The organism is Nocardia sp. NPDC056611 (assembly GCF_042792755.1).
GTDB lineage: Bacteria > Actinomycetota > Actinomycetes > Mycobacteriales > Mycobacteriaceae > Nocardia.
Genome location: NZ_JBHTVV010000005.1, coordinates 420,147 through 436,164, shown reverse-complemented (window position 1 = coordinate 436,164; position 16,018 = coordinate 420,147). Strand labels below are relative to the sequence as shown.

General features: G+C 68.8%; 14 protein-coding genes. 11 read left to right on the top strand and 3 right to left on the bottom strand.

Going from position 1 to position 16,018, the window contains the following annotated elements; all coding sequences use genetic code 11:
• Window positions 1-35: 35 nt before the first annotated feature.
• The 3 genes from ACFRAQ_RS27460 (at window position 36) to ACFRAQ_RS27450 (ending at window position 3,539) form a co-directional block, all read left to right on the top strand.
• Window positions 36-1,364, top strand: a complete 1,329-nt coding sequence (locus ACFRAQ_RS27460; protein ID WP_379104615.1) for a lipase family protein — start codon at window positions 36-38, stop codon at window positions 1,362-1,364.
• A gap of 45 nt (window positions 1,365-1,409) precedes the next feature.
• Window positions 1,410-2,999, top strand: a complete 1,590-nt coding sequence (locus tag ACFRAQ_RS27455) for a GMC oxidoreductase (RefSeq protein WP_379104613.1) — start codon at window positions 1,410-1,412, stop codon at window positions 2,997-2,999.
• A 261-nt stretch (window positions 3,000-3,260) separates the two neighbouring features.
• The gene (locus ACFRAQ_RS27450; RefSeq protein WP_379104611.1) at window positions 3,261-3,539 is read left to right on the top strand and encodes a hypothetical protein; all 279 of its coding nucleotides are present in this window, start codon (window positions 3,261-3,263) and stop codon (window positions 3,537-3,539) included.
• Window positions 3,540-3,608: 69 nt separating this feature from the next.
• Here ACFRAQ_RS27450 and ACFRAQ_RS27445 read toward each other — a convergent pair whose 3' ends face one another.
• Window positions 3,609-5,759, bottom strand: coding sequence for a protein kinase (locus ACFRAQ_RS27445; protein WP_379104608.1), 2,151 nt, complete (start codon window positions 5,757-5,759; stop codon window positions 3,609-3,611).
• A gap of 219 nt (window positions 5,760-5,978) precedes the next feature.
• Here ACFRAQ_RS27445 and ACFRAQ_RS27440 point away from each other — a divergent pair, with 219 nt between their 5' ends.
• Window positions 5,979-6,476, top strand: a complete 498-nt coding sequence (locus tag ACFRAQ_RS27440) for a hypothetical protein (protein ID WP_379104605.1) — start codon at window positions 5,979-5,981, stop codon at window positions 6,474-6,476.
• Window positions 6,477-6,521: 45 nt separating this feature from the next.
• On the opposite strand, the gene ACFRAQ_RS27435 is transcribed toward ACFRAQ_RS27440, so the two are convergent.
• Window positions 6,522-7,121 (bottom strand): TetR/AcrR family transcriptional regulator, encoded by a 600-nt coding sequence (locus ACFRAQ_RS27435; protein ID WP_379104603.1) that lies wholly within the window; start codon window positions 7,119-7,121, stop codon window positions 6,522-6,524.
• Window positions 7,122-7,273: 152 nt separating this feature from the next.
• Between ACFRAQ_RS27435 and ACFRAQ_RS27430 the strand changes: the two genes are divergently transcribed.
• The 7 genes from ACFRAQ_RS27430 to ACFRAQ_RS27400 all read left to right on the top strand — a co-directional run bounded on the left by ACFRAQ_RS27430 (window position 7,274) and on the right by ACFRAQ_RS27400 (window position 14,898).
• Window positions 7,274-8,116 carry an alpha/beta fold hydrolase gene (locus ACFRAQ_RS27430; protein WP_379104601.1) on the top strand — a complete coding sequence of 281 codons (843 nt, stop codon included), beginning with the start codon at window positions 7,274-7,276 and terminating at the stop codon, window positions 8,114-8,116.
• Window positions 8,113-10,488: a beta-glucosidase gene (locus ACFRAQ_RS27425; RefSeq protein WP_379104599.1), complete on the top strand. Its 2,376-nt coding sequence runs from the start codon at window positions 8,113-8,115 to the stop codon at window positions 10,486-10,488. Before ACFRAQ_RS27430 ends, ACFRAQ_RS27425 begins: the two co-directional genes overlap by 4 nt.
• A gap of 351 nt (window positions 10,489-10,839) precedes the next feature.
• Window positions 10,840-11,706: a MinD/ParA family protein gene (locus tag ACFRAQ_RS27420; RefSeq protein WP_379104597.1), complete on the top strand. Its 867-nt coding sequence runs from the start codon at window positions 10,840-10,842 to the stop codon at window positions 11,704-11,706.
• Between the two features lie 70 nt (window positions 11,707-11,776).
• Complete coding sequence (locus tag ACFRAQ_RS27415; RefSeq protein ID WP_379104595.1) at window positions 11,777-12,745, top strand: helix-turn-helix domain-containing protein; 969 nt, start codon at window positions 11,777-11,779, stop codon at window positions 12,743-12,745.
• A 44-nt stretch (window positions 12,746-12,789) separates the two neighbouring features.
• Window positions 12,790-13,035, top strand: coding sequence for a hypothetical protein (locus ACFRAQ_RS27410; protein ID WP_379104963.1), 246 nt, complete (start codon window positions 12,790-12,792; stop codon window positions 13,033-13,035).
• Between the two features lie 113 nt (window positions 13,036-13,148).
• Window positions 13,149-14,489 (top strand): helix-turn-helix domain-containing protein, encoded by a 1,341-nt coding sequence (locus ACFRAQ_RS27405; protein WP_379104593.1) that lies wholly within the window; start codon window positions 13,149-13,151, stop codon window positions 14,487-14,489.
• 202 nt (window positions 14,490-14,691) lie between these two features.
• A complete protein-coding gene (locus ACFRAQ_RS27400) occupies window positions 14,692-14,898 on the top strand; it encodes a hypothetical protein (RefSeq protein ID WP_379104590.1) in 207 nt (68 codons plus the stop codon).
• 75 nt (window positions 14,899-14,973) lie between these two features.
• Here ACFRAQ_RS27400 and ACFRAQ_RS27395 read toward each other — a convergent pair whose 3' ends face one another.
• Window positions 14,974-15,972, bottom strand: a complete 999-nt coding sequence (locus ACFRAQ_RS27395; RefSeq protein ID WP_379104587.1) for a phosphatidylinositol-specific phospholipase C — start codon at window positions 15,970-15,972, stop codon at window positions 14,974-14,976.
• Window positions 15,973-16,018: the final 46 nt, after the last annotated feature.

Below are 16,018 nucleotides of genomic sequence, written 5' to 3'. Positions count from 1 at the left end.
TACTCGGGGTGTGACTTCCGTGGAGAAAGAGCACTATGCCTCGTCAGCAGTACTCGCCCGTCCCGGCTGCCCGGCGGCCGATCAGCTACGTCAAAGTCGCCGTCGCGGCCCTCTCGGTCGTGGCCGGTTGCGCCGCGGTGACGCCCGCCGCGGCCGAACCGGTGAGCGACTTCTATTACCCGCCACAGCAATTCGACTCGGCTCCCGGCGCGGTGATCAAGACCGAGGGCACGTCGGTGCTGCCCGCGCTGCCCGCCGCCGACGGGACCTGGCCGCTGGCGGCGCAGCGGGTCATGTACACCTCCCGCACCCAGGACGACACGCCCGTCGCCGTGACCGGCACGTTCATCGATTCCAGCCGCCCGTGGCAGGGGCAGGGCCCGCGCCCGACGGTGCTGATCGCGCCGGGCACGGTCGGACAGGGTGACCAGTGCGCGCTGTCGCTGGCCTTCCCGACCGGCATGTACGCGAGCCTGACCCCGCCGACCTTCTCGGCCAACCAGGAGGTGCTGGCCGCGTTCGCCTGGAACGCGCTCGGCGCGCGGGTCTTCGTCACCGACTACATCGGGATGGGCACGCCCGGCATCCACACCTACGCGAACCGGATCGAGGAGGCGCACGCCGTGCTCGACGCCGCCCGCGCCGCGAACCGGCTCGCGGGCACCGGGGCGGACACGCCGCTCGCGTTCTGGGGGTACTCGCAGGGCGGCGGGGCGAGCGCGGCCGCCGCGGAGATGCAGCCGAGCTACGCGCCGGAACTGAACCTGAAGGGCGCCTGGGCGGGCGCGCCGACCGCGGATCTGTCGGCGATCCTGGACCGGATCGAGGGCAGTTTGATCGGCGGCGCGGTCGGGTTCGCGCTCAACGGCTTCCTGGACCGGTACCCGGACCTACGACCCGAATTCAATTCTCGGGTGACGCCCGCCGGGCAGGGTCTGCTCGATGAACTGTCGAACGCGTGCATCGGCGATGTGATCGCGCTGCATCCGTTCCTGCGCACCAACGCCTTCACCGTCGATCAGCGGCCGCTCGTCGACCACATGCGCGAAATCCCGTCGATCCAGGACATTCTGCGGCAGCAGCGGATCGGATCGATGACCCCGGCCGCCCCGGTGCTGATCACCAGCGGCGTCAATGACGACACCGTCCCCTACGGTCAGGCCAAGCAGTTGGCGAGCGATTGGTGCGCCGCGGGTGCGACGGTCAGCTTCCGCACCAACGAATTGCCGCCCATCCTGTCGGGTGCGACGATTCCCAATCACTTCGGACCGGAATTGATCGACGGTTTCGGCACCAACAACGCGATCGGCTATCTGATGGACCGGCTCAACGGCACACCGCTCTCGGGTTGCGCCTTCGCCTGAGAATTCCCGCCGCCGTTCCCTTCTCGCCGATCACCTAGGTGTCCCATGTCTGAAATCTCGCGTCGCTCCCTGCTGTCCGGAGTCGCCGCCACCGCCGCCCTGCTCGCGAGCGCACCCGCCACCCGCGCGGGCATCGCCGCCCGGATCAACCGGGTCGAGCTCACCCGGGAGGAGCATCGGGTCATCGTCATCGGCTCGGGGTTCGGCGGCGGGGTGACCGCGCTGCGCCTGGCCGAGGCCGGGGTACCGGTGCTGCTGCTGGAGCGCGGTATGCGGTGGCCGACCGGTCCGAACGCCACCACGTTCCCCAATGCCACCGCACCGGACAAGCGGATGCTGTGGCATCGGTCGAGTCCCGAATTGTTCGGCAGGCCGGTCGCTTTCGACAAGTACACCGGTTTGGTGGAGGCGGTGCCCGGCGAGAACATGACGGCCTTGTGCGCGGCCGGACTGGGCGGCGGATCGCTGGTGTACCAGGGCATGTCGTTGCAGCCGACCGAGGCGGTGTTCAGCACTCATTTCCCCGGCGGGCTGGACTGGGCGGAGCTCGACAGCGTCCACTACCCCCGTGTCGCACGCATGCTGGGCTTGGCCGTCGCACCCGACGAACTCGTCGAGACGCCGAACTACAAGGCCGCCAGGGTTTTCGCCGAGCACGCCCGCGACGCGGGGCTGCCCGTGTCGAAGATCCCCATGCCCATCGACTGGAATTACGCGCTCGCCGAACTGCGCGGCGAGATGGCGGCCTCCTACACCAACGGGGCCGGTTCGCTCGGCGTCAACAATGGCGGCAAGCACACCGTCGACGTCACCTACGTGGCCGCCGCCGAGGCCACCGGCCGGGTCACCGTGCGAACCCTGCACGAGGTCACCGATATCGAGCGCGCTCCCGACGGCCGCTGGACCGTGCACGTGAACCGCACCGACACCGCCGGCACGGTGCTGGAGAACAAGATCCTCACCACCAATGCCCTGGTGTTGTCGGCGGGCAGCCTCAATACGACCCGCCTGCTGGTGCGCGCGGCCGCCAAGGGGCAGATCCCCGATCTGCCCGACCAGCTCGGCCGCGGCTGGGGCACCAATGCCGACCGCATCTACGTCTGGACCGCCCCCACCGAGGAATTCGGCCTCGCGCAGGGCGGCCCCGTCGTCTACGGCAGCCTGAACTGGGACGACCCGGACGGCGCGCACACCGTCATCCAGGCCTCCATCCCGCCGTTGTCGGTGGACGCGCACAGCACCATGATGGTCGGCTACGGCGTCAGCGCCGGCCGCGGCGAATTCCGCTACGACTCCGCCGCCGACACCGCGACCCTGCACTGGCCCGCCGACGGCGACGCCACCATCCAGAACAACCACATCGGCCCCGCCGTCCAGCGCATCGCCGGTCCGTCGAGCACCCTGCTCGACACCAACCTCGCGTTCCCCTCCACCTGGCACCCCCTCGGCGGCGCCGCCATGGGCGCGGTCTGCGACCTGGACGGCCGGGTCCTCGGCCAGTCGGGTCTCTACGTCCTCGACGGCGCCCTCATGCCCGGCAATACCGCGGCCTGCAACCCGTCGATGACGATCGCCGCCCTCGCCGAGCGTGCCCTGGATCGACTGGTGAAAACCGATGTGGGGCACGTGATCTGACAGCCGAACGGCCATACCCTCTGCTCCACTATCGTTGATGCGCTGTTTCGGAATGGGAAGAATTGCGCGGTACCGTCGCGTCGGAAACTTTCCACCCGCGATTCGATAAGTGGTCTACTTGACGCACCCCGTCGAAGGGGAACTCAAACATCCACGCCGACAATCGGAGTCGAGCATGTTCCGCATACCGATCGAGGGCCATGAAGCGGTGACCATCATGACGAGCGCGTACGCGCGGGACGTGTTGCGGGTACACGAGGGGTGCTCGATGTCAGTGTGCGCCAGGAAACGTCAGGCAATTGCCGTGATCAATCCGGCGGCGCGGGGGATGGGGGTGCGGTCGTGAGGGTGATTTCGCACGACGCGCCCGACTATCCCGTCATGAATTTGCAAGCGGCGCAGCGGGGTTTGACCGTGCATCAGGGGTGCGGTGAGAGTTGTGATGCGCGGCGGTATTTCCAGGGACTGGTACCCCGGCTCGAGACGATCGCCAAGGAGATCGAGTCGATGCGCGCGCGAACCAGTTGGAACATCTGGTAGCCGCCCGTACGCGGAGCGGTCACCGACGTGAGCGGTGAATGATGGGCAGGGCGAGCACCGGCCAGGGGTTCAGCCGGCGGCCGGGGTCGTCGAGCTGACCGGGCTGGTGGAGGTGATGGTGTAGGCGCCGACGGTGATGGTGATCGCCTGGTCCGGGGTCACCGAGGCTCCGGCTGCCGGGTTCTGCGCGATCACCTTGCCGTCCTTGGTGGAATCGTTGGTCGTCCCGGTGGATTTGGCGACGCTGCCGTGCCAGCCGAGAGCCTGGAGCGCGGAGGTGACGGCGGCGGGGGAGAGACCGATCAGGGTGGGCACGGTGATGGTCGTGGTGGTCGAGGGCCCGGAGGACACGGTCACCTTGACGGTCGAGCCGACCGGCTTCGCGGTCCCGGCGGCCGGGGAGGATTCCAGGACAGTGCCTTTCGCGCTCTTGTCCTCGCGTGGAACCTGTTCGACGACGAACCCGTCCTTCTCCAGGCGCGCCTTGGCCTGCGCGATCGCGGACCCGACGACATACGGCACCGGAACGGTTTTCGGCTGCTGGGATGTGACCGGAGGCGGCGTGTACGGGGCCGCCGTGGTCGGCTGCGTGTAGGGCGCGGTCGTGACCTGCGGAACCTCTGTGGTGGTGGACGGTTCGGTCGTGACCGCCCCGGTGGTCGTCGCCGTGATGGTGGGCGTGTTCGAGGCCGCCGCGTTGCTCGGTCCGGGACGACCGTCGCCCGCGCGCACCAGCAGGTACCCGAGGACCGCGACGGTGACCACCAGGGCCACGGCCAGCAGAATCCGGCCGGGGCCGCGGCGCTTGCCGGGAACGCTTGCGCCCGAGCTTGTCCCGGGACCCGGGCCGGACCTGGTGCCAGTGCCGATACCGGGAACATCATGACGCCCGCTCACATCGGACGGCATGGGCCCGGTCACGAAGCGGGTCGGCGCGGGCCCGGTGCTGATCGAACCGGGTGCGGGCCCGGTGGTTTCGCGCATGGGTGCGGGTCCGGTCATCAGCCGGGTCGGTGCGGGTCCCGTATGGGGACGCGTCGGCGCGGCACCGGAAGCGACCGGACCTGGACCGGAATTCACCCGGGCCGGTGCCGGTCCTGTATTCGGATTGGCCGGCGCGGGCCCGGTGTTCAGCCGAGTGGGCGCGGGCCCACTGTTGAGGCGAGCCGGAGCCGGTCCGCTGTTCACCCGTGTCGGTCCCGGACCGCTGTTCAGCCGAGTGGGTTCCGGCCCCGGCCGCGTGGTGGCGGGACCGTTGCCGGGCCGGATCGGAATCGGCAGCGGCGCCGGAGGCATGGTGGTGGCATTGCGCTCGGGTTGTCCTGCACCGGATCTGGGCCCGCTGACGTGCACCGTCCCCGCCGGGGCGGTCCGCTGCGTCCCCGGCCGGCGCAGGATTCGCGAGGCCGCCCAGGCGAGATGCGTGCAGGTGTCGAAGCGCCGTTCCGGGTCCTTGGCCATGGCGCGGGCGATGAGCTCGTCGAAACCCCGTGGCAGCGTGGGGTTCCGGTCCGAGGGTATCGGCACCGGCTCGTAGGCGTGCCCGTAGATGATCTGCCCGACGTTCTGCCCGGGGTAGGGCGCCTCTCCGGTCAGCATGTGGAACAGCGTGCACCCCAGCGAGTACACGTCGGCGCGCCGATCGGCTTCCCCGGGCCGGGTGAGCCGTTCCGGGGCCGCGTACTGGAAGCTGGCCAGGATCTCCCCGTTCTGGGTGAGCTGTCGGCTCTCGTCGAGGGATTTGGCGATGCCGAAGTCGGTGAGCACGGCCCGTTCCGGACGCCCGTCCGCGAGCAGGATATTGGCCGGTTTCACGTCGCGGTGCAGGATGCCGGTGTCGTGGGCGTGGTCGAGGGCCGCCGCGGTCTCGGCGATGATGCGCACGGCCCGCGCCGGATGCATGGGTCCCTCGCGCAGTGCCCGCGCGACGTCGCTGCCGTCGACGAAGGTCATGGAGATCCACAGCCGGTTGTCTTCCTCGCCGCGCGCGTAGACGGTGACGATGTTCGGATGCTGCAGGCGCGCAACCGTATCGGCCTCGCGCTGGAACCGGGCCCGGTGTTCGCGTTCGCCGCCGGGCAGGGTCAGTAGTTTCAGGGCCACGAATCGTGGCAGGTCGCGGTCTCGGGCTTGATAGACCGCGCCCATTCCGCCGGCCCCCAGCTTTCGCAAGATCTGGTAGCCGGCGAAGTTCTCACCGGGTTCGAGCGTGCCTCCCACGGAGGTGATATCGCGATAGACGTCCGCTCCGAAACGTTCGGCGTGTCGTGCTCGCGCGAGTCGGGCTTTTCGATCATGGTCCTGCCGTTGGGTCGCCGGACGTGGCAATGACCTTGTAGTCTTTCACAATTCGGTGGGCGGCCCCGGCTACTGTCTGGGCTGTCTTGCATCCACCGGGTACTGGAAGCAACCGGTCAACAGCAAAGGGGAACGCCGGACGTGGACGTGGGAGCAGTGGCGGCGGCCGCGCAATCGGGTCGCAGCAGCGAAGCCATCGTCGCCGACACCGAGCAGCAGGTCATCGAGATGCTCACCAACATCGGGCGCTATTACCAGGCGATGTACAACCTCGGCGACATCCGTTCGCCGGGTGCGGAGTTGCGTGCGGCCTGCTCGAAACTGCTGACCGTAGCCAACTGGCTGGACACGGCCCGCGACGAGCAGTATCAGGACGCCCCGCCGTCCGAACCGGGCGCGCCCGCGCCGGAACAGAACCGCTCGCTGCCGCGGGTGGTCGCCGATTTCCTCGCCGAGCATCCCGAGCAGACCTGGACCCCCGCCGAGGTGATCGCGGCATTGCAGGGTCGCGGCGTGGAGCTGCCGATCAGCGCCCGTCATCACGTCGCGGTGGCGCTGGGCCGAATGGCGCAGCGTGACAACAGCAATGTCCGCAAGTTGGACCGCGGCAAGTACCAGTACGCGGCGGACTCGGCCTAGCCTGATTCGCCGCTTCCGGCACCTATGCCGGATTTGTCTGCGCCCCTACGAGATCCAGGCGATGAGCTCGTCGATGTAGGCGCGGAAGAGCGTGGCCATGTCGACCCGGTCCGGGTCGACCAGCCATTGCAGTTGCAGGCCGTCCATCATGGCGAAGACCTGCCGGGCCACCGCCGCGGGGTCGATGTCGGCGCGCACGCTGCCGTCGGCCTGCCCTGCCTCCAGCGCCGCGCCCAGATAGTCCTGGAGTCGCCGGTAGCGGTTCTGGGCCCACCCGTGCGCGGGATGATCGACGGTGACGGCCTCGCTGGTGAGAACCGTGAACAGCCGAACCAGGCCCGGCACGTGCGTGTTGTGATCCACCAGCTGCGCGAGGCGCACGAGGGCGTCCTTGCCGCGCAGCTGCTGATCGAAGCCCAGCCGGTCGTAGTCGAGGCGGTCGCGGTAATCGAGGACCGCGGACAGCAGCGCCGCCTTGTTGGGGAAGTAGTGCAGGACCCCGGGCTGGGACAGGCCGCAGCGTTCGGCGATCTCGGCGATGGAGGTGCTGCGATAGCCGTTGTCGGCGAAGGCCTTCAGGGCCACGTCGATGATCTGCTCGCGGCGGTCGTCGCCCCGGCCGCGGCGTCGGGGGTGGGGCGTCATGTGGTGGGACACTAGTCAAGCGTGTTGATCAGGCAAAATCTGACTATGGTAACGAAACCATAACGTTACCTAATGGTCACTCGGTAAACGCGGTATCCGCTGGCACACTCGGGGCCAGCCGTACAAGGCAGTACGAGGGAAGGGATCGCCGGATGAGTCAGGCCCTGATCACGCCGTTCACACTGCGGGGAGCCGCTGGAAAACTGGCCGCCTGGGAAGCCGCGCCGCCCGCGGGGACCGAATACCGCGGCACCGCGCTGCTGGTGCCGGGCTTCACCGGCTCGAAGGAGGACTTCGAGGAGATGCTGCCGTTGCTGGCGGACGCCGGCTATCGGGCCGTCGCCTACGACCAGCGCGGGCAGTGGGAGTCCGAGGGCCCCGACGAGGTCTCGGGCTACACCCTGGCCGATTTCATCGGCGACCTCCAGGGCGTGGTCGACCAGATCTCGCCGGACGAGCCCATCCATCTGGTCGGGCACTCCTTCGGCGGCTACGTCTCCCGCGTCGCGGTGATCGAGCGCCCCGAACGGTTCCGCACCTTCACCCTGCTCGCGTCGGGCCCGTCCTCGGTGGAGGACATCAACTTCCCGCCGCCGCTGCTGATCGCGCAGCTGGTGGAAGCCGGCGGGCAGGAGGTGATCTGGCAGCAGATGAGCGCGGTCATGGCGCAGGCCGACCAGCGGCCCTCGCCGCAGCGCCAGGAGTTCCTGCGCGAGCGGATCCTGCGCACGAAGCAGGCCAATATCGTCGGCATCCTCACCTGCATGGCCGAGCCGCCGGTGAAAGATCCCGCGGTGCTGCGGGATTCGGGCGTGCCGCTGCTGGTGGCCTACGGCGACACCGATGACCTGTGGGCCCCCGAGGTGCACGAGCGCTTCGCCGCCCAGCTGGGCGCGCGGACCGCCGTCTACCCCGGCTCCGGCCACGTGCCCAACGAGGACGTCCCCGACCGGGTCTGCGCGGACCTGGTGACCTTCTGGAAGGAACGAGCATGACCGACGCCATCGACGACCTGCTCGCGAAACTGGATCTGCCCGCCAAGATCCGGCTCGTCTCGGGCGCGAACTTCTTCCGCTTCGCCGGTGACGAGAGCATCGGCCTGGCCGACATGCCGGTCTCCGACGGCCCGTCCGGCGTGCGCGGCGAGCAATGGGACGAGCGCGACCCCTCGGTGAGCCTGCCCTCCGGCACCGCCCTGGCCGCCACCTGGGACCGCGACCTGCTCACCGACATCGGCGCGCTCATCGCCGCCGAGGCGCGCCGCAAGGACGTGTACGCGGTGCTCGGCCCGACCATCAACCTGCACCGATCCCCGCTCGGCGGACGGCATTTCGAATGCTTCTCCGAGGATCCGATGCTGACCGCCGAGATGGCCGACGCCTACGTGCGCGCGGTGCAGGCGCACGGGGTGAGCGCGTGCCCCAAGCACTACGTCGCCAACGACTCCGAGACCGAGCGCTTCACCGCCGACGTCATCGCCGACGAGCGCACCCTGCGCGAGCTGTACCTGTACCCGTTCGAGCGGTCCGTGGAGGCGGGCGCATGGATGGTGATGGCGGCCTACAACTCCGTCAACGGCACCACCATGACCGAGAACGACCTGCTCGACGAACCCTTGAAGGGCGAGTGGGGTTTCGACGGCGTGGTGGTCTCGGACTGGACCGCCGTCCGCTCGACCCTCGGCGCGGCCAAGGGCAACGATCTGGCCATGCCCGGCCCGTGGGAGCTGTGGGGCGCGCCGCTGGAACAGGCCGTGCGCGACGGCCGGGTCCCCGAATCCGCGATCGACGACAAGGTGCGGCGCATCCTGCGCTTCGCCGAACGAGTCGGCGCGCTGAACGGAACCCCCACGCCCGTCCCGGCATTCCCCGACGAGCGGTCCCGGCAGCTGGTGCGCGAGGCCGCCGCGCTGGCCATGGTGCTGGCGAGCAATGACGGCACCCTGCCGCTGCGCGAGCCCGCCCGGGTGGCGCTGCTCGGCTCCGCCGCCGCCGAACCGCGGTTCATGGGCGGCGGCAGCGCAACCGTGATCCCGGCGCACACCACCTCCCCGCTGGAGGGGCTCTCCGAGGTGCTGCCGGTGGTGTACACCCCCGGCGTCCACCTGAGCGAGAACATGATTCCGATCCCGTTGGACCTGGTCACCGATCCCGAGACGGGCGAGCCCGGGCTGTCGCTGCGGTACCTCGGCGAGGACACCGTGCTCGACACCGAACACCGCACCGCGGGCAGCCTCATGCTGTTCGGCAACCCGAATGCGGTGCGGGCCAAGGTCATCGAGCTGCGCGGGCGGCTGCGCGCCGACGTGGCAGGGGAGTGGCGCATCGGCTTCGCGGGCGTGGGCGCGCTGACCCTGGCGCTGGACGGCGAGCAGGCGCTCGAGGAGACCGTGCTGCCCGACGGCGCCGATCCGGTGGAGATGCTGCTGAATCCGCCGCAGCGCTTCGTGACCCGCACCCTCGCCGAGGGGCAAGAGGTCGAGATCCTGGTGCGCATGGCGCCCGGCGGCGGTTTCCCCGCCATGGGCATCACCTGCGCGGTCGGCCGTCCGCGCCGCTCCGACGACGACGAGTTCGCTGCCGCCATCGACCTGGCCCGCACCAGCGACGTGGCCGTGGTCGTGGTCGGCACCACCGAGCAGATCGAATCCGAGGGCTTCGACCGCACCACGCTGCGCCTGCCCGGCCGTCAGGACGACCTGGTCGCCGCCGTCGCCGCGGCCAACCCGCGCACCGTCGTGGTGGTGAATTCCGGTTCCCCCGTGGAGATGCCGTGGCGCGACGATGTCGCCGCGGTCCTGCTCACCTGGTTCCCCGGCCAGGAATTCGGCGCGGCGCTGGCCGACGTGCTGACCGGTGTCGCCGAACCCGGCGGCCGTCTGCCGACCACGTGGCCCGTGACGATGGCCGATGTCCCGGTGCTGGACACCAAGCCCGGGCCCGACAACGCGCTGCCGTACTCCGAGGGCATTCACATCGGCTATCGGGCCTGGCTGAAATCCGGTGTGGCCCCGGCCTATCCGTTCGGCCACGGACTCGGTTACACCACCTGGGAGCTCGACGAGCTGACGGTGTCCGGCCGCACCGCCACCGTCACCGTCCGCAACGCCGGGGCGCGCGCCGGTCGTCAGGTCGTGCAGGCGTACCTGTCGCGTGCGGGCAGCGCCGTCGATCGCCCGGTGCGCTGGCTCGCCGGATTCGCGGTGATCGAGGCGGGCGCCGGTGAATCCGTCAGTGCCACCATCGAATTGCCGAGGCGCGCGTTCGAGCACTGGACCGCCGAGGGCTGGGCCGTCGAACCCGGTTCCTTCACGCTGCACGTCGGCACCTCGGTGACCGCGCTGCCGCTCACCGCCGACATCGGCTGATAACACGCATCCACCCCGGAGGTCCGGCCGTTCGCGGCCGGACCTCTGACATTCAGTGCCAGCGATTCTGCAGGGCTATCTATCCGGATGCATTGTTGACAAGATCATGTAATATCTGGCGACATCGAAAGGGGCTGCACAGCAACCTTTTTGCACTCTTGATCGACTTCAGGGCGGTAGGGGGTATCGGGGGGAAATCAACTTCAGGCTTCGAAAGATGTCGAAGCGCAGGGGCAGCTCGTCGACGCGGTGGGGGCGTTGATGGCGAGACGCAGGGGCCGGCTGCGCGCGACGTGGTGACCACACGGATTCCGCAGTATCGACTGCCGCTCGCACCAAAGGAATCTAGCGATGTCCGAAAACTTCCCGGATCATCCCGCGGCCCTGTCCTCCACACCCACCGACCTGTCCCTGCTGTTGCGTCCGGCCCCGCCCGGAGGACCCACCGACATGGTGCGCATGCATCCGAGCAACGGCTACCTGCTGTGGGCCGACCTGCCACCCGTGCTCGTGCTGGGCAGCTCCGGCGGCTCCGGCGCGACCACCACCGCGCTCGGCATCGCGGGCGCGGCCGCCTACGACTACGGCGAGCACTCGCCGGTGGTCGTGGACGCCACCACCACCGGCGGTGACCTCGCCGCGCGCGGGTGCGACACCATCGACGCCGCCGGCACGGTCCAGTCCTGGCTGAACATGGCGCACCGCAGCCTGCCGTCAACGGTCATCGACAGCTGCGGCGAAAACAGCTCCGGCGTAGGCGTTCTGCCACGCGGGCCCGAAGCGCTGCCCCGTCGCGAGACCTACTCCTCGGTCCACCGCGACCTGGTCGAGGCGGGGTGCCTGCCCGTGTACGACGGTGGCGCGCCGGTCACCAGCCGCGTGGTCGCGCCGTTGCTGAGCGATTCGCGCATCTCGCTGGTGATCACCCTGGCCGCCCGCCCCGATGCGGTGAACCGGCTCAAACCGGCGCTGATCTGGCTCGACGACAACTACAGCCAGTACCACCTGGCCGACGCGGTCATCGTGGTCACCCGCCAGCACCCCAAGGACGGGCCGCTGGTCACCGAGCACGTGCGCAAGTATCTGGGCGATGTGGTCCGCGCGGTCGCCGAGATTCCCTACGACACGCACCTGGGCTCGGGCGGTCCGGTCAGCTGGAGGCGGCTGGCCCCGCCGACACGCGCGGCTTACCGGCAACTGGTCAATCTACTTCGCTAGCCGCACAAGACCATTCGGTTCGTTTGCTGGGTCGGCCCGGCGGCGTGAGGGTTGCTGGCAGGATTGCCCCATGAATGCCTACGACGTGACGGTGGGTGGCCCGCGCATCTCGACCGCCGGGGCCTCCGCGAAGGAAGCGTTCGATCTCTGGGCGTCCATCCTGAGCGAATCGATGGTGAAATGCTCGATGGAACCGCTCTCGGACGAACCGTTCCACGGCGTACTCGATCCCTGCGTGCGCTCGGAGCCGATATCGATCGCCCGAGTGGCGAATTCGGACACGATCGCGCGCCGCACCCAGCGCCACATCGCCGCCTCCGACGAGTCGTACGTGCTGGCCTGCCTGACCACCGCCGGCGTCTGTGACGTCCGTTGCGGCGGAACCTATCTGCGCTCTCCGGTGGGCACCATGGTCCTGGTCGACGGCGAGCGGCCGCAGGAGGCGATCACCACCGGGTACGAGGGCATCATGATCCGGGTCCGGCGCGACCTGCTGCTGCGCGCCGCGGGCTTGCGTGACGGCGAATTCCCGCCGGCCGGACGGTTGCAGCCGATCGGGCACGAAGCCTTGGTGATCGACTTCTTCCGGCGGCTGGTGCACCTGTCGCCCGAGGCCCTGGGCAATACGGTCATGTTGAACTCCGGCATCGGGCTGCTCGCGGCCGGACTGGCCCTGGGCGGCGGCCGGCCGCCGGACGAATCGGCCGCGAACGCCCTGCTACGCCAGCAGGTGATCGCCTTCCTGAAGGCGCACCTGGGCAACCCGGAGCTGACGCCCGACCGGATCGCCGTCGCCTGCGGACTCTCGCGGCGCAAGTTGTTCCGGCTCTTCGCCGATATCGACGGCGGCCCCATGATGCTGCTGCGCCGCATGCGCGCCGAGCGCGCTCGCGAACTGCTGGTCGCGGCCCCCGACCGCACGATCGCGGCCATCGCCGTCGCCTGCGGCTTCACCGGTGACCGCAACTTCTATCGCGTGTTCCGTGCCGAGACCGGTCTGACTCCTCGCGAATACCGTGACCACGTGCTGATTTGCTGAAGCTCGACAGGGCGACGACCCCGATCGCGACCGTACGGGCCAGGGTGCCCGTGGCACTGCGCCGCGGAGTCGATTGTGCGGCAGAGGTTGTCACGTTCGACCAGCTCGAGGATCCTGGCGAGCACGTGGCCTTCGTCGTCGAGCCCCCGGCCGGGGCCGCGGGAATTCCCTTGGTGCGGGTGCACAGTGAATGCCTGACCGGCGACCTGCTGGGCTGCGACCGCTGTCAGTGCGGCGAACAGCCGCCGCCGGTCGCGTCTGATCTATTCCTGTGCACTCACAGCCGATAATCCATTCCGCGCCAATTGATCTGGGTGTCCGAATGGTCCGATAGCATCGAATGGTTGCTCGGGTACGCGCCATCCGTTCGATCGTCGGGATTCGGCAGGTAGGTGGGATGCGGGTGAGTTCAGGTGCGAAGTCGTGTATCCGCTGCGGTGGCCGCCTGGCGCGCGACAACACCGGCGAGCAGTGCGGACCCTGTGAGCGCGGCCGCGAGCGGCGGCCGCGGCTGGAACCGTCCCAATGGCGGACCGAGGCCATGCGGCAGGCTCTGCTCACCAAGGAGATCGGTACGGTGCTGCGGGCCTGGCGGCGGCACCCCGCGCACGGCGGCCGCCCGGTGCCGCAGGTCGAGCTCGCCGGGTCGCTGGGCATCACCCAGGGTCAGCTCAGCCGGATCGAGAGCGGCCGCCATCGGGTGCGTGACCTGGACAAACTGAACTGGTACGCGCGCACATTGGGCATTCCGGCCGAACTGCTGTGGTTCGAACTCGACGAGTCCGATCCGGCGCCGCCGGTCAGCCATCTGACGCTCGACAATGGCGTGCTGGTCGCGGCGGCCGCCCCGGTCTCGGCGGATCTGCTGGTCGAGTGCTTCTCGGCGGTGCTCGAGCAGTATGTCCGCACCGATCGGGTCGCCGGGGCGCAGCGGCTGATCCCGATCATCACCCAGCAGATGCGCTACGTCGAACAACTCGATGACACCGGGGGCGGCTCCGCGCGCACCGGATTACCGCTGCTGCGAGCGCGTTTCGCCGAATTCCTCGGTTGGCTGTACCAGGACGCGGGCGATCTCGCGACGGCGAGCGAATGGACCGGGCGGGCCGCCACACTGGCCGGTGAATGCGGCGACGAGCGATTGCGGTCCTACACCCTGGTGCGACAGAGCAATATCGCCGTCGAATCCGGCAACCCCGCGATCGCGATCGAATTGGCGCGGGCGGCGCTGCGCGATTCCGCCGAGCTGCCCCGGGTGCGCACGCTGGCGCTGCTGCAATTGGCGCACGGGCACGCGCTGCGAAGGGAGGGAAACGAATCCGATCGGGCCATCGGGCAGGCCTGGGAAGCCACCGCCGATACCGCCGCGGGGGACGGTGATCTGACCGGCTATTGCACACCGGAATTCATTCGCATGGAAACCGCGAACAGTTGGGTGCACCTGGGCAAGCCGGAAGCGGCGGTGGAGACCCTGCTGAAAGCGCTGCCGCTGTGGCAGATCGAGGATCGCCGCGATCTGGGGCGAGGTCTGGCGCTGCTGGCGGTGGCGCAGGCACGGACCGGTCAGGCCGATCAGGCGCTGGAGGCGGCCCGGCACGCGCTCGCGATCGCCTCCGAGACGCACTCCAGCCGGACCCTGCGGCAATTGCACCGGCTGCCCGAGGAATTGACCGGTGCCGGGGGTGCCGACCAAGCGCGGGAATTGCGCACTATTCTCCATCGCACGCTGCGTGTGCAGCACTGATAATGCGAGGTTGATTTGCTGAAAATTAGCGAAATGTCGGACTCGGGTGTCACTAGGGGTCGCACCGGCTGTCGCCGGACATCGGTCGAGGTGACCCTTGCGTTTCGGTGACCACTCTGACATGCAGAAACTGTTAGGTTGATCTTGTTCGAATGCATCTCACGAGACATGGATTCGAGGACAGATGAAGAATGCTGGTAAGTTGCCAACCCTGGCTATCGCCGCCCTGCTGCTGACCTTCATCGGGCTGCTGCTCATCGGGCCCGTGGCCGCCGGATTCCTGATCCAGGCGAGCGTGGGCGGTCCGGCCGACCTCGCCACCTTCGCCCCGCTGGTCGGCATGGCGCTGGTCGTCGCCTTCGCGCTGGGTGCGGGGATCTGGATGTTCTGGACGCTGCTACGGCGCTGAGATCGATTGCGGGATCAGAGATCCGCCACCACGGCCACCACGGTGGCCGCGGTGGTGACCGCCGGCGAGATCGCGTCAGGCGAAGTTCTTTTCGATCAACTGGGTGACAACCGACGGGTAGCGGTCGGGGAAGTCCATCGGCACGATGCCGTAGTGCGCGGCCTGGCCGCGGTGCGCGGTGAGGTAAGCGTCGACCTTCGGCATGATGGCAGCGGCATTGTCCTTGGGCCAGGCGTTGTCGGCGAAACTGGTGAAGTTGATGTACTCGACGGTGTTGGCGGGATCGGCGGCGGCCTTGTCGAAACAGTCGCGGACGTAATCGAATTTGTCGCCGCCCGACGAGCCGAAGTTCGAGGAGCCCGAATCCAGTCCGGCCAGGCCCTTGTTCTTGTACCGGTCCTGGAGGTAGATCCGATCGGTGCTGAACACGCCGTTGTCGCCGCCGGGCCACTGCAGGCAGCCCAGGGAGTTCGCGAACTGCGCGATGAGCACGATCCGGCCGCGCGCCTCGCCCAGTGCGGGGAAGCGGTTCTCCAGCCAGAACAGCGAGCGGTAGCCCTTGGCGTCCAGGTAGCCGTTGAAGATGCGCTCGAAGTTCGAGCCCACGTCGTTATTGGTGCCGTCCTCCTTCTTGACCCGCATGATCAGGACCTCGCTCGGATTGCGGGCCAGGAAGGTCCGGCACTGATCGAGCACGGTGTCGAAGGTGATGCCCTGGTAGAAGCCGCTGTGGTAGACGCCGAAGGAGTCGGCGGTATGGTCCTGCAGACCATTGCAGCGCATGTCGAGAAAGCGGATGCCGTGCGCGAACTGGTCGGGCAGCGACCAGTTCTGGGTGTGGGACCATTCGGTGCCGTTGGCCGGATCGGTGGCGCAGGAGTCGTGGGTGCCGGGAATGGTCAGGCGCAGCAGCGGCGTGGTGTCGGCCAGTGCCGACATCCACGCCTGCGGGGCCGCCGCCACGGTCCGGGCGTGCGGAATCGCCTGGGCCGCCGCACCGGTCAGGCCGGTGGCGACCGTGCCGGCGACGGCGGCCAGGGTGGTGCGGGCGAAGTCTCGGCGCGTCAGGCTCATAGAGCGGGGAGCCTAACCTGGACGACGGTCCAAGTTTGCCGAATTG

Excerpts from the sequence above, each read along its gene's own strand:
- ACFRAQ_RS27460 (WP_379104615.1), top strand. The coding sequence starts at position 36 with ATGCCTCGTCAGCAGTACTCGCCCGTCCCGGCTGCCCGGCGGCCGATC.
- ACFRAQ_RS27455 (WP_379104613.1), top strand. The coding sequence starts at position 1,410 with ATGTCTGAAATCTCGCGTCGCTCCCTGCTGTCCGGAGTCGCCGCCACC.
- ACFRAQ_RS27435 (WP_379104603.1), bottom strand. The coding sequence starts at position 7,121 with ATGACGCCCCACCCCCGACGCCGCGGCCGGGGCGACGACCGCCGCGAG.
- ACFRAQ_RS27430 (WP_379104601.1), top strand. The coding sequence starts at position 7,274 with ATGAGTCAGGCCCTGATCACGCCGTTCACACTGCGGGGAGCCGCTGGA.
- ACFRAQ_RS27425 (WP_379104599.1), top strand. The coding sequence starts at position 8,113 with ATGACCGACGCCATCGACGACCTGCTCGCGAAACTGGATCTGCCCGCC.
- ACFRAQ_RS27420 (WP_379104597.1), top strand. The coding sequence starts at position 10,840 with ATGTCCGAAAACTTCCCGGATCATCCCGCGGCCCTGTCCTCCACACCC.
- ACFRAQ_RS27415 (WP_379104595.1), top strand. The coding sequence starts at position 11,777 with ATGAATGCCTACGACGTGACGGTGGGTGGCCCGCGCATCTCGACCGCC.
- ACFRAQ_RS27395 (WP_379104587.1), bottom strand. The coding sequence starts at position 15,972 with ATGAGCCTGACGCGCCGAGACTTCGCCCGCACCACCCTGGCCGCCGTC.